This window comes from Comamonas trifloxystrobinivorans (genome assembly GCF_043359985.1).
GTDB lineage: Bacteria > Pseudomonadota > Gammaproteobacteria > Burkholderiales > Burkholderiaceae_C > Comamonas > Comamonas trifloxystrobinivorans.
This window is the reverse complement of the sequence record NZ_JBHZGV010000018.1, coordinates 61,098-74,382: the sequence shown is the minus strand read 5'-3', so window position 1 is coordinate 74,382 and position 13,285 is coordinate 61,098. Positions and strand designations below refer to the sequence as shown.

The following is a 13,285-nucleotide window of genomic DNA, read 5'->3' as shown; positions in this document are numbered from 1 at the left end:
GCGAGCTGTCATAGAAAGATGCTTGTGCACACTGCTAAACCGCCGATTTATATCCAATCCCGTGACAACGCCCTGGTCAAGGACTTGCGCCGTCTGATGGACGATGGCGCCGCTTATCGCAAGCAAGGCCAGGTCTGGATCGAGGGCGATCACCTGTGCAGCGCTGCGCTGACGCGGGGCAAGAAGCCGGCTGTCGGCGTTTTTTCCGAGCAGTACTGGCAGACCGTGCCCGAGCAGTTTGCGCTGGCTGCGCCCAAAAACGTGGTGATCGCCGATGCGCTCTATGCCAGCCTGTCGCCTTTGCCTTCGCCAGCGCCATTTGGCTTTTTGATGGATCTGCCTGCTGATGCGGCTCGTCTGCAGGCCGGTCTGGCCACCGTGGTGCTGGACCGCGTGCAGGACGCGGGCAATGTCGGCTCCATCTTGCGCAGTGCTTCGGCCTTCGGCTTTGCCCAGGTGGTGGCCATCAAGGGCAGTGCGGCGCTGTGGGGTGGCAAGGTGTTGCGTGCCGGCATGGGTGCGCATTTCGCTTTGCATCTGGTGGAAAACGCTTCGGTGGACGAGGTGTTGGGCTTGCAACAGCCCTTGCTGGTGACCAGCTCGCACCAGGGTGACTGGTTGCACCGCGCCAGCTTGCCCTGGCCTTGCACCTGGGTCATGGGGCACGAAGGGCAGGGCGTTTCGCCCGCTCTGCAAGCGGCTGCTACGCAACACATTCGCATTACGCAGCCGGGCGGCGAAGAGTCGCTCAATGTCGGTGCGGCCGCAGCTATTTGCCTGCACGCCAGTGCTGCGGCACGCAGCTGATGCTTGGGTTAAAACTATGCGCTTTGCGTAGTTTGTGATGCTTATATGCGCTCTGTGTAGGAAAAACACTGCGCAGAGTGTGTAATTTTTGCCCGAAAAGCCCTGCAATCAGCCCCGCTGCTGACTCAGGATGCAGCCAACACGCTACAATGGGTGGCTTTCAAGTAATCACGTCGCCCGGCCGCACTCAAAGCAACCTCTCATAAGCACAGCCTCTGGTGGAGCAAAACCCCGCTGCAGGCTCCGGGCGACCCGTAACCATCCGGAGAACCCAGTGTTTTTGTCTCAACAGGGCGCGTTTCCTCCCGCCATCCTGGCGCTCGCAGACGGCACGGTCTTTATTGGCAACTCGATTGGTGCGCAAGGCACCACCACCGGCGAAGTGGTGTTCAACACCGCCATGACCGGTTACCAAGAAATCCTCACCGACCCCAGCTACTGCCAGCAGATCGTGACGCTCACGTATCCGCACATCGGCAACTACGGGATCAACGGCGAGGATATTGAGTCCGACAAAGTCTATGCCGCCGGCCTGATCATCAAGAATCTGCCTTTGCTGGCCAGCAACTTCCGCAGCACCGAAACGCTGTCGGATTACCTGCGACGCACCAACACGGTCGCCATCGCCAACATCGACACCCGCAAGCTCACCCGCCTGCTGCGTGACAAGGGGGCGCAAAACGGCGCCATCGTCGGTCTGGCCGCTGGCGAAACCGTGTCGCAAGCCAAGATCGACGAAGCCATCGCCGCCGCCAAGGCCGCGCCCAGCATGAAGGGCCTGGATCTGGCCAAGGTGGTGAGCGTTGCCCAGTCGTACGAGTGGACGCAGACCGAGTGGCAACTGGCCCGCGCTGATGGCACGCCCGGTTATGGCAAGCTGCAAAACCACGAATTCCACGTGGTGGCCTATGACTTCGGTGTCAAGAAAAACATTCTGCGCATGCTGGCCGAGCGCGGCTGCCGCGTGACCGTGGTGCCCGCACAAACGCCTGCGGCCGATGTGCTCAAGTACCAGCCCGATGGCATCTTCCTGTCCAACGGCCCTGGCGACCCAGAGCCTTGCGATTACGCCATTGCTGCTGCGCGCACCATCATGGACAGCGGCGTGCCCACCTTCGGCATCTGCCTGGGTCACCAGATCATGGCGCTGGCCTCGGGTGCCAAGACCTTCAAGATGCAGAACAGCCACCACGGTGCCAACCACCCGGTCAAAGACCTGGACAGCGGCCGCGTCTGCATCACCAGCCAGAACCACGGTTTTGCGGTGGATCTGAACACGCTGCCGGCCAACACCCGCGCCACGCATGTGAGCCTGTTCGACGGCACCTTGCAAGGCATGGAGCGCACCGACAAGCCGGCTTTCTGCTTCCAGGGTCACCCGGAGGCATCGCCTGGCCCGCACGATGTGTCGTACCTGTTCGACCGTTTTGTCGAGCTGATGCGCAAGCACAAAAAGGCATAAGGGCCAAGAAGCCCAGCCTGTTGTCCAACCGAGAGAGGGAATTTGCTGCCATGAAACTGTTTTCTTTTCCAGTCGCCGCGCTTGAAAAAGCGATCAACAAGCGCATCCTGAGCTTGTCGCCCGAGCACAAGGAATGGTTTGTGGCGCGTTGGCAGCAAAAGCCCTACAAGAAATCCTTCCTCGACAACAAGGCCTTGCCGCTGGTCACCATCGTGGCCAAGTGCAAGACCATGGAAGACGAGGAATTTGCCCAGCTGATGGCCGAGTGGGACGCCAAGTTCTACGAAGCCGAAGCGGAAGTGCTGCGCCCCATGGTGCAGGGCGACGGTTTGCTGCAGCTGATGCAGAAAAACCTGCCCGAAGCCCGCGTGCTAGCCATTTTGAACAAATTAGATACCGACCGCGTATGAAAAAGCGCTGGCTGCCTGGCAAAACCCGGCGAGCTGGCGTACGCGATTGCAAGGCGAGCCCTATGTCTAAACGCACAGATCTTAAAAGCATTCTTATTATTGGCGCTGGCCCGATCATCATCGGCCAGGCCTGCGAGTTCGACTACTCCGGCGTTCAAGCCTGCAAGGCGTTGCGCGAAGAAGGCTACAAAGTCATCCTGATCAACAGCAACCCTGCCACGATCATGACCGACCCGGCCACGGCCGACGTCACCTACATCGAGCCCATCACCTGGCAGACGGTCGAGAAGATCATCGCCAAGGAGCGCCCCGATGCGATCTTGCCCACCATGGGTGGCCAGACCGCGCTGAACTGCGCGCTCGACCTGTGGAAGCACGGCGTGCTCGACAAGTACCAGGTCGAGCTGATCGGCGCCAAGCCCGAAGCCATCGACAAGGCCGAAGACCGCCTGAAGTTCAAGGACGCCATGACCAAGATCGGTCTGGGCTCGGCACGCTCTGGCATTGCCCACAGCATGGACGAAGCCTGGGCGGTGCAAAAGCAGGTCGGCTTCCCCACGGTGATCCGCCCCAGCTTCACGCTCGGCGGCACCGGCGGCGGCATTGCCTACAACCCGGAAGAGTTCGAAACCATCTGCAAGCGCGGCCTGGAAGCCTCGCCCACCAACGAGCTGTTGATCGAAGAATCGCTGCTCGGCTGGAAAGAGTACGAGATGGAAGTGGTGCGCGACAAGGCGGACAACTGCATCATCGTCTGCTCGATCGAAAACTTGGACCCCATGGGCGTGCACACCGGCGACTCGATCACCGTGGCTCCTGCACAAACGCTGACCGACAAGGAATACCAGATCATGCGCAATGCCTCGCTGGCAGTGCTGCGTGAAATTGGTGTGGATACCGGCGGCTCCAACGTGCAGTTCTCGGTCAACCCCAAGGACGGTCGCATGATCGTCATCGAGATGAACCCCCGTGTCTCGCGTTCGTCCGCTCTGGCCTCCAAGGCCACGGGCTTCCCGATCGCCAAGATCGCTGCCAAGCTGGCTGTGGGCTACACCCTCGATGAGCTGAAGAACGAAATCACCGGCGGTGCAACGCCTGCGTCGTTCGAACCCACGATCGACTACGTGGTCACCAAGATCCCACGTTTCGCCTTCGAGAAGTTCCCCGCTGCCGACAACCGCCTGACCACGCAGATGAAGTCGGTCGGTGAGGTGATGGCCATCGGCCGTACCTTCCAAGAGTCCTTCCAAAAAGCCCTGCGCGGCCTGGAAGTGGGCGTGGACGGCATGAACGAGAAAACCCAGGACCGCGAGATTCTGGAAAAGGAACTGGGCGAGCCCGGTCCCGACCGTATCTGGTACGTGGGCGATGCCTTCGCTGCCGGCTGGTCGCTCGACGAAGTGCACAACATCACCAAGATCGACAAGTGGTTCCTGGTGCAGATCGAAGAGATCGTCAAGCTGGAGCTGGCGCTCGACAAGCACACCGAAGCCAGTGGCGACAAGGCGCTGGCCCAGCTGACCGCTGAAGACCTGCGTGGCCTCAAGCAAAAGGGCTTCTCGGACCGCCGCCTGGCCAAGCTCTTGCACACCACCGATACGGCCGTGCGCGAAGCCCGCAAGGCGCTGAACGTGCGCCCCGTGTTCAAGCGTGTGGACACCTGCGCTGCCGAGTTCGCCACGAACACGGCCTACATGTACTCCACGTATGACGAAGAGTGCGAAGCGCAGCCCAACGACAAGAAAAAGATCATGGTGCTGGGCGGTGGCCCGAACCGTATCGGTCAGGGTATCGAGTTCGACTACTGCTGCGTGCACGCCGCCTTGGCCATGCGCGAAGACGGTTACGAAACCATCATGGTCAACTGCAACCCCGAGACCGTGTCGACCGACTATGACACCTCGGACCGTCTGTACTTCGAGCCCGTGACGCTGGAAGACGTGCTGGAAATCGTGGCCGTCGAAAAGCCCGCTGGCGTGATCGTGCAGTACGGCGGCCAAACGCCGCTGAAGCTGGCCCTGGCGCTGGAAAAAGAAGGCGTGCCTATCGTTGGTACCTCGCCCGACATGATTGACGCTGCCGAAGACCGCGAGCGCTTCCAGCACCTGCTGCAATCGCTGAACCTGCGCCAGCCGCCCAACGCCACGGCCCGTACCGAAGGCGAGGCGCTGGAACACGCTCGCCAGCTGGGCTATCCGCTGGTGGTGCGTCCTTCGTACGTGCTGGGTGGCCGTGCCATGGAAATCGTGCACGAAGAGCGCGATCTGGAGCGCTACATGCGCGAAGCCGTGAAGGTCAGCAACGACTCGCCCGTGCTGCTGGATCACTTCCTGTCCAACGCCATCGAGTGCGACGTGGATTGCGTGCGCGACAAGACCGGCAAGGTCTTCATCGGCGGCGTCATGGAGCACATCGAACAAGCGGGCGTGCACTCGGGTGACTCGGCTTGCTCGCTGCCTCCGTACTACCTGTCCAAGGCCACGGTCGACGAGATCAAGCGCCAGACCGCTGCCATGGCCGAAGGCCTGAACGTGGTGGGCCTGATGAACGTGCAGTTCGCCATTCAAGAGCGCGACGGCAAGGACATCATCTATGTGCTCGAAGTGAACCCCCGCGCCTCGCGTACCGTGCCGTTCGTCTCCAAGGCTACTGGCATCCAGCTGGCCAAGGTGGCTGCGCGCTGCATGGTGGGCGACACGCTCGAAGAGCTGGGCATCACCAAGGAAGTCACGCCGCCTTACTTCAGCGTCAAGGAAGCCGTGTTCCCGTTCGTCAAGTTCCCTGGCGTGGACACCATTCTCGGCCCCGAGATGAAGTCGACCGGCGAAGTGATGGGCGTGGGCAAGACCTTTGGTGAAGCCTACGTCAAGAGCCAACTCGGCGCCGGCACCAAGCTGCCCCGCTCGGGCAAGGTCTTCCTGACCGTTAAGAACAGCGACAAGGCGCGTGCTGTGGCCATCGCCAAGGATCTGGCCGCCATGGGCTTCAGCCTGTGCGCCACCCGTGGCACGGCAGCTGCGATTGCCGAAGCCGGCGTGGAAGTGCAAACGGTGAACAAAGTTACCGAAGGCCGCCCACACATCGTGGACATGATCAAGAACAATGAAATTGCGATGGTCATCAACACGGTGGAAGAGCGCCGCAATGCGATCGCTGATTCGCGTGCCATCCGTACCAGCGCCTTGCTGGCCCGCGTGACCACCTTCACCACCATCTTCGGTGCCGAGGCGGCCGTGGAAGGCTTGCGCAATATGGATAATCTGGAAGTGCACTCGGTGCAAGAGCTGCACGCCAGCCTGCACCATTGATCACAAATTACGGCCCGGCCGCTTTTGTGTGCAGACACAAAAATCGGCATAATAGGGGCTGATATGCAACCGCCGCGCTCCCAGCGCGGCGGTTTGCTTTTGATGTTGTCGTCGCCGAATCGACGGATGTGTTTGGGCCCTGGTACTGCCAAGGCCCCTTGAATGTTTGTGGAGACCGATATGGCCACTATCCCCATTACCAAGCGCGGTGCAGAAAAGCTCAAGGAAGAGCTGCAACGCCTGAAAACCGTGGACCGCCCCGGTGTGATCGCTGCGATTGCCGAAGCGCGCTCGCACGGTGACCTGAGCGAAAACGCTGAATACGACGCCGCAAAAGACCGCCAGGGCTTTATCGAAGGCCGCATCCAGGAAGTGGAAGCCAAGCTGTCGGCCGCCCAGATCATCGACCCCACCCAGCTCGACGCAGGTGGCAAGGTGGTGTTTGGCGCTACCGTGGACCTGGAAGACGAAGAAAGCGGCGATCCAGTCACCTACCAGATCGTGGGCGAAGACGAGGCTGATTTGAAGCACGGCCTGATCAACGTCTCCAGCCCGATCGCCCGCGCGCTGATTGGCAAGGAAGAGGGCGATACAGCTGTAGTGATGGCGCCCGGTGGCGAGCGCCGCTATGAAGTCGTCGGCGTAAAGTACATCTGACCCTGAGGCGCGAAGCGCCTCGCTCTGGGACTGACCATGTTGATGCAACGCCTCCCCCTATTTGCAGCTGCCCTGTGGTGGGGTAGCTTGTCGTCTATTGGCTTTATGGCCGTGCCCATGCTGTTTGCCAACCTGCCGCAGGCAGCCATGGCGGGCTTCATGGCGGCCAAGCTGTTCGCGGCGCAAACCTGGGTATCGATTGCCTGCTGCCTGGTGCTGCTGGCGCTGGCCAAAGACAAACAGTCCAACACCCTGCATGCTTGGGCCAAAGCTGTCATTGGTTTTGTCATTGGCGGCATGCTGCTGGCCTTGCTGGTGCAGTACGGCGTGTCACCCAAAATCGTGGCGCGCGAGAACCTCAAGCTCTGGCACAGCCTGGGCACGCTCATGTATGCGTTGCAGTGGCTGTGCGCGGCCGTGGCGCTGTGGCGCCTGTCTGCGCGCCCGGCCAGCGCTTGACCTGTGCCAATTACCGTGTTGGGCTGCAAGAGTAAACTTGGCAGGCCATGCAAACCCAAATCGTAAAAATCGACGCTACCGACTGGCGTAGCGTGCCCAGCCGTCCCGAGTGGACGGCGGCGGTCGAGGCCGGCAAGGTCTTGTACTTTCCCCAGCTGACGTTTGCGCTGACTGAAGCGGAGCAAAAGCTGCTGCGCCCGGACGTGCGCGACCCGAAAACCCGCAACATCAGTCTGAACGTCGACGGCACCATCAAAGGCGTGGCGGGCGATGCGGCCACGCAAAAGCAGGTGGCTGGTATGGTGGAGCGCTTTCGCGACCAGGCCACCGCACTCATTGCCGGCCTTTTCCCCAACTACATGCCGGTGGTGCGTATGGCGCCCACCAGCTACCGGCCATCGCAGGTAGAGACGCGGGCGCAGTCTTGGCGGGCAGACGACAAGCGCATGCATGTCGACGCATTTCCATCGCGACCCAACTATGGTGAGCGCATTTTGCGCGTCTTCACCAACGTCAACCCGGAAGGCCAGCCTCGCGTCTGGCGCGTGGGCGAGCCGTTTGAAGACGTCGCGAAAAAATTTGTGCCACGCGCCAAACCGTACAGCGCCTGGCAAGCCAAGGCGCTGGAGCTGCTGCACGTCACCAAGTCCTACCGCAGCGAATACGACCACCTGATGCTGCAACTGCACGATGGCATGAAGGGCGATCTGGTGTACCAGAAAGAAGCACCGCAAGAGACCGTGCCTTTCGCCGCCGGCTCCACCTGGGTGTGCTTCTCGGACCAGGCCGTGCACGCCGTCATGTCCGGCCAGTACATGTTGGAGCAAACCCTGTTCTTACCGCCAGGCAGCGAGTACAACCCGGAGGCTAGCCCCTTGTCCATACTTACCCGCATGAAGGGCCACCAGCTGGTGGATGCCAAGCATCGTTAAGCCACCACAACTCGCGAAAACAAAAAAGCGTTGCCCAACAGGTGCAACGCTTTTTGATTTTTTGGCTGTGCGATTTGTCTGTCAGCCCCAGGCCTGTTCAATCCACTTGGCGGGCTGGATATGGCGGAAGCGCTTGTTGCGCTTGCCTTGCAAGGCGTCCGGCGGGTTCACCTCGCCGTGGAAGATGACGATGCGTGCGTCCGTTGGCGGCACCGGCTCTTTCCAGTAATTGCTGGGCCAGGTGGGAATGCAGTAGTACTTGAAGCTCGGGCACCAGGCGGACGGCCAGTACTGCAGCTTGCCTTGCTTGTGCAGAAAGTGCGAGAGGTATTCCTGCTCGTTGCGGTACTCGGCGCGCATCTTGTCGGTGTTGGCGCGGAAATACTCCAGCACGTCGGCGTGTGCACCCAGCGTGAAGCGGTAGACGGACGAGTTGCCCACGATGCGCTCGCCCAAACGCCAAAAGCGCGGGTAGTCGTGGATGATGCGGAACTCACCGGGCAGCTCGAAAAACTCGTCCATGCTGCCGACAATCACCACGTCCAGATCAAGGAACAGCGCCTGGCCTTGCAGGCCGTACAGGTCGCGCTCGAAGGTGGTGAGCTTCTTCCAGGCGCCATCGCGCTGGCCGGGCGCCAGGTGGATGTTCAGATCCGGAATCGGAAAGCACTCGACCTCGCTGCGCAGGCCCTGTGTGTCGTCGGTCAGGCAGACAAAGCGGAAATCGCCACGCAGGTGGCGGCGCACCATCGCATAGAGCCGGTTGACATACTCGGGGCCATACTTGGTACCCCACTTCATGCAAAGAATGTGGCGATCCGTCACACTATCAGCCCTGGCGTTTTTTGATCGACTTTTGTTTGGGTTTGGCGCGCTTGATCTGGCCGCCCGACGTCAGGCGCTGGTTGCCCAGAATGCGGATCTGCTTGACCTCGGGCTTTTGCCAGCTGTTCTTGCTGAACTTGAGCACCTTCACCTCGCGCGGGCCGGGCATGCGGTCTTCGTCGTGGTGCTTTTCCTTGGCGGCCTTGGGGCGCCACAGCACCAGCAGTTTGCCGATGTGCTGGATGGGCGCCGCGTTCAATTCGTCGGCCAGCTTGGCGTAAATGGCCTCGCGGTTGGCGCGATCGTCGGAAAATACACGGATCTTGATCAGGCCATGCGAGTTCAGGGCCAGATCGATTTCTTTTTGTACGGCCTCGGTCAGGCCGTCGCCGCCAATCAGCACCACGGGATCCAGGTGGTGGGCTTCGGCGCGGTGTTCGCGTCGTTGGGCGGGAGTGAGTTGAATTTGGGGCATACCCGTATTATCGGGGCTTCGCGGAGTAAACATGAAATTAAGTGGTAAAGGCAAGAAGGTCAACAAGACTTGGCTGAATCAGCACATCCATGACCCCTATGTGCGCGCTGCGCAAAAAGACGGTTATCGGGCCCGTGCCGCCTACAAGCTGCAAGAGATTGACGAGCATTTCAAATTAATTCGCCCGGGTGATATTGTGGTCGACCTGGGCTCCACGCCTGGCGCCTGGAGCCAGTATGTGCGCCGCCGCCTCTCGCCCAATGGCGCTGCGGTGGGCGAGCTCAACGGCAGCATCATCGGCCTGGACATGTTGCCGATGGAGCCGATCGAAGGCGTGGAATTCATTCTGGGCGATTTCCGCGAAGAATCGGTGCTCTCGCAGCTGGAAGAATCGCTGGGCAATCGCCAGGTCGATGTGGTCATCTCGGACATGGCGCCCAATCTATCGGGGATTGACAGCGTGGATGCGGCGCGCATCTCGCACCTGATCGAGCTGGCGGTAGACTTTTCACGCAAGCACATGAAGCCCGATGGAACCTTGGTGGTCAAGCTTTTTCATGGCAGTGGCTACTCACAACTGGTCGACCTGTTCAAGCAGACTTTCCAGATCGTCAAGCCCTACAAGCCCAAGGCTTCGCGCGACAAGTCGTCCGAAACCTATCTGCTCGGGATTCGTCTCAAGCCCGAGTGAACGCCGCCATCGCAGGCCGGCTCGGATTTGCGCGGCCAGCCTGCAGTGCCTCCTGCGCCTGGCAAACCCGTCGCTGTCGGCGGGTTTGTTGTTTTTTATAGGGTACAGTGCACAGGTCCGCTGCGCTGCGCAGAGCGCGGCAGCGAGCGCCTGCATTTTTGCCAGATGGCACAGGCATTGCCGCGTGTCGGGATCCGGACTCTCGCTGTCAGAACTGACCTATTTCAACGAATCCTCCTCGCTGTCAAGGGGAAACCGGGGCTTTCGCCCTTGAAAGTCCTAAAATAGCGCATACCTGACACCTGAGTCTCTTGTGTCTACTTTGATTTCCTACCTCTGGAGCCCCCTTGAACAATCAGTGGTTTTCTAAAGTTGCCGTATGGCTGGTCATTGCCATGGTGCTGTTCACGGTGTTCAAGCAATTTGACAACCGTGCAGGCGCTGGCGCGACCAAGGTGCCGTACTCCGAATTCCTGCAAAACGTGCGTGATGGCCGTGTCAAAGCCGCCACGCTGCAGGAGAGCCCGTCGGGCACGGTCATCCTGGCAACCACCGGCGACGGTGCCAAGCTGCAGACCACGGCCACCTATATGGACCGTGGCCTGATCGGCGACCTGATCAACAACAACGTCAAGTTCGAAGTCAAGGAGCGCGAAGAAAGCTCGCTGCTGATGAACCTGCTCATCAGCTGGGGCCCGATGCTGCTGCTGATTGGCGTGTGGGTCTACTTCATGCGCCAGATGCAGGGCGGTGGCAAGGGCGGAGCGTTCAGCTTTGGCAAGTCCAAGGCGCGCATGCTCGACGAGAACAACAACACCGTCACCTTTGCGGATGTGGCCGGTTGCGACGAAGCCAAGGAAGAAGTCAAGGAAGTCGTCGACTTTCTGAAAGACCCGAACAAGTTCCAAAAGCTCGGCGGCCGCATTCCCCGTGGTCTGCTGCTGGTCGGCCCTCCCGGTACCGGTAAAACCCTGCTGGCCAAGTCCATCGCTGGCGAAGCCAAGGTGCCATTCTTCTCCATCTCCGGCTCTGACTTCGTGGAAATGTTTGTCGGCGTGGGTGCTGCCCGCGTGCGCGACATGTTCGAGAACGCCAAGAAGAACGCACCCTGCATCATCTTCATCGACGAAATCGACGCCGTCGGCCGCCAGCGTGGCGCCGGTATGGGCGGCGGTAACGACGAGCGCGAGCAAACTCTGAACCAGATGCTGGTCGAGATGGATGGTTTTGAGACCAACCTCGGCGTGATCGTGGTGGCTGCCACCAACCGCCCCGACATTCTGGACGCCGCTTTGCTGCGCCCCGGCCGTTTTGACCGCCAGGTGTATGTGACGCTGCCCGATATCCGTGGCCGCGAGCAGATCCTGAACGTGCACATGCGCAAGATTCCCGTCGGCCAAGACGTGAACCCTGCCGTCATCGCCCGTGGCACGCCCGGCATGTCTGGTGCTGATCTGGCCAACCTGTGCAACGAAGCTGCTCTGATGGCTGCCCGCCGCAATGCGCGCACCGTCGAAATGCAAGACTTCGAAAAAGCCAAGGACAAGATCATCATGGGCCCCGAGCGCAAATCCATGGTCATGCCCGAGGAAGAGCGCCGCAACACCGCCTACCACGAAGCCGGCCACGCGCTGATCGGCAAGCTGCTGCCCAAGTGCGACCCCGTGCACAAGGTCACCATCATCCCGCGCGGCCGTGCGCTGGGCGTGACGATGAGCCTGCCAGAGAAAGACCGCTACTCCTACGACAAGGAGTTCATGCTCAACCAGATCGCCATGCTGTTTGGTGGCCGTATTGCTGAAGAAGTGTTCATGAACCAGATGACCACCGGCGCCAGCAACGACTTCGAGCGTGCCACGCAAATCGCCCGCGACATGGTCACCCGCTACGGCATGACCGATGCGCTGGGCCCCATGGTCTATGCCGAGCAAGAAGGCGAGCCTTTCCTGGGCCGCTCCATGAGCAAGCCCAGCGGCATCAGCGAAGAAACCATGCAAAAGGTCGATGCCGAAGTGCGCCGCATCATCGACGAGCAATACCACCTGGCCCGCAAGCTGATCGAGGACAACTCGGACAAAATGCACGCCATGGCCAAGGCCATGCTCGACTGGGAAACCATCGATGCCGAGCAGCTGGACGACATCATGGCCGGCAAGGCGCCACGCCCACCGAAAGACTGGACGCCCCGCAACCCGCCGTCGAACAATGATGGCGGTGGCAACGGCGGCGGCACCCCAGTCAAGGTAGAGCCAGCGCCCAACGCGGCCTAAAACAGCAAGCCCACAGGAAAGCGCTCTTTGAGCGCTTTTCTTTTTTCGATACGAAAGCCCGCCATGTCTCTTTGGCTAACCAGCCGTTTTGTGCTCGATCTGAGCCAGCCCCGCATCATGGGCATCGTCAACGTCACGCCCGATTCGTTCTCCGACGGTGGCAGCCACGCCAGCGTCAGCGCTGCGCTGGCGCATGCCGAGCAGTTGTTGGCCGATGGTGCGCATATTCTGGATATTGGCGGCGAATCCACGCGCCCCGGCAGCCCGGCGGTGCCGCTCGATGAAGAGCTGCGCCGCGTGCTGCCCGTGGTGCGCGAGGCGGTGCGGCTGAATGTGCCTGTCTCGGTCGATACCTACAAGCCCGAGGTCATGCAGGCCGTGCTGGATTTGGGCGCCGACATCATCAACGACATCTGGGCGCTGCGCCAGCCGGGCGCGCGTGCCGCAGTGGCCGCACACCCCAGCTGCGGCGTTTGCCTGATGCACATGCACGCCGATCCGCAAACCATGCACCTGCAACACATGGATGCAGCGGGAGATGTGGTGGCCGATGTGCTGCAGTTTCTGCAAACGCAGACCGATGGCTTATTGGCAGCTGGCGTGGCCAAGCAGCGCATCGTTTGGGACGCCGGTACCGGCTTTGGCAAAAGCGTGCAACAGAACTTCCGCCTTCTGCAGCAGCAACCACGCTTGGTCGATGCCGGCTATCCGCTGCTGGCTGGCTGGTCGCGCAAGGGCTCGCTCGGCAAAGTGACGGGCCGGGTGGTAGGTGAGCGCATGCCAGCCAGCATTGCTGCGGCTTTGCTCTCGGTAGAGCACGGCGCAGCCATTGTGCGGGTGCACGACGTGCGCGAGACTGCCGATGCGCTGGCCGTTCTGCACGCCATGCAGCAGCCAGATCAACTGCCGGTTTGAGCGTTGCAGCCCTACCTGCGGGGCAGATGACACCCGCGTTACACTTGAACGGATACGCTTTGTAGCCTGTTGCT

Annotated in this window: 12 protein-coding genes; 10 read left to right on the top strand and 2 right to left on the bottom strand. The window is 60.8% G+C overall.

All coding sequences use genetic code 11. The features are described 5' to 3' along the window. Positions 1–24: 24 nt before the first annotated feature. From ACFIQF_RS20280 to kdoO, 7 genes are all read left to right on the top strand, one after another. Positions 25–807: a TrmH family RNA methyltransferase gene (locus ACFIQF_RS20280; protein WP_393945452.1), complete on the top strand. Its 783-nt coding sequence runs from the start codon at positions 25–27 to the stop codon at positions 805–807. Positions 808–1,081: 274 nt separating this feature from the next. Beyond that, the gene (gene carA / locus ACFIQF_RS20275; RefSeq protein ID WP_393945451.1) at positions 1,082–2,269 is read left to right on the top strand and encodes a glutamine-hydrolyzing carbamoyl-phosphate synthase small subunit; all 1,188 of its coding nucleotides are present in this window, start codon (positions 1,082–1,084) and stop codon (positions 2,267–2,269) included. Between the two features lie 50 nt (positions 2,270–2,319). Next, positions 2,320–2,679: a hypothetical protein gene (locus ACFIQF_RS20270; protein WP_393945450.1), complete on the top strand. Its 360-nt coding sequence runs from the start codon at positions 2,320–2,322 to the stop codon at positions 2,677–2,679. Positions 2,680–2,741: 62 nt separating this feature from the next. After that, on the top strand, positions 2,742–5,987 hold the full coding sequence (carB, locus tag ACFIQF_RS20265) for a carbamoyl-phosphate synthase large subunit (RefSeq protein ID WP_393945449.1): 3,246 nt from the start codon (positions 2,742–2,744) through the stop codon (positions 5,985–5,987). 180 nt (positions 5,988–6,167) lie between these two features. After that, a complete protein-coding gene (greA, locus tag ACFIQF_RS20260) occupies positions 6,168–6,644 on the top strand; it encodes a transcription elongation factor GreA (RefSeq protein ID WP_393945448.1) in 477 nt (158 codons plus the stop codon). 36 nt (positions 6,645–6,680) lie between these two features. After that, a complete protein-coding gene (locus ACFIQF_RS20255) occupies positions 6,681–7,103 on the top strand; it encodes a DUF4149 domain-containing protein (protein ID WP_393945447.1) in 423 nt (140 codons plus the stop codon). A 47-nt stretch (positions 7,104–7,150) separates the two neighbouring features. Next, the gene (kdoO, locus tag ACFIQF_RS20250) at positions 7,151–8,035 is read left to right on the top strand and encodes a Kdo hydroxylase KdoO (protein ID WP_393945446.1); all 885 of its coding nucleotides are present in this window, start codon (positions 7,151–7,153) and stop codon (positions 8,033–8,035) included. An 81-nt stretch (positions 8,036–8,116) separates the two neighbouring features. Here kdoO and ACFIQF_RS20245 read toward each other — a convergent pair whose 3' ends face one another. Together ACFIQF_RS20245 and ACFIQF_RS20240 are read right to left on the bottom strand one after the other, a co-directional pair. Beyond that, complete coding sequence (locus ACFIQF_RS20245) at positions 8,117–8,836, bottom strand: glycosyltransferase (protein ID WP_393945445.1); 720 nt, start codon at positions 8,834–8,836, stop codon at positions 8,117–8,119. Between the two features lie 28 nt (positions 8,837–8,864). Then, positions 8,865–9,335 (bottom strand): YhbY family RNA-binding protein, encoded by a 471-nt coding sequence (locus ACFIQF_RS20240; RefSeq protein WP_393945444.1) that lies wholly within the window; start codon positions 9,333–9,335, stop codon positions 8,865–8,867. 31 nt (positions 9,336–9,366) lie between these two features. On the opposite strand from ACFIQF_RS20240, the gene ACFIQF_RS20235 reads away from it, so the two are divergent. The 3 genes from ACFIQF_RS20235 to folP all read left to right on the top strand — a co-directional run bounded on the left by ACFIQF_RS20235 (position 9,367) and on the right by folP (position 13,211). Continuing rightward, a complete protein-coding gene (locus ACFIQF_RS20235; protein WP_393945443.1) occupies positions 9,367–10,026 on the top strand; it encodes an RlmE family RNA methyltransferase in 660 nt (219 codons plus the stop codon). A 347-nt stretch (positions 10,027–10,373) separates the two neighbouring features. Next, positions 10,374–12,296 (top strand): ATP-dependent zinc metalloprotease FtsH, encoded by a 1,923-nt coding sequence (gene ftsH / locus ACFIQF_RS20230; RefSeq protein WP_393945442.1) that lies wholly within the window; start codon positions 10,374–10,376, stop codon positions 12,294–12,296. A gap of 63 nt (positions 12,297–12,359) precedes the next feature. Then, positions 12,360–13,211 (top strand): dihydropteroate synthase, encoded by an 852-nt coding sequence (folP, locus tag ACFIQF_RS20225; RefSeq protein WP_393945441.1) that lies wholly within the window; start codon positions 12,360–12,362, stop codon positions 13,209–13,211. The last annotated feature ends 74 nt before the right edge of the window (positions 13,212–13,285 follow it).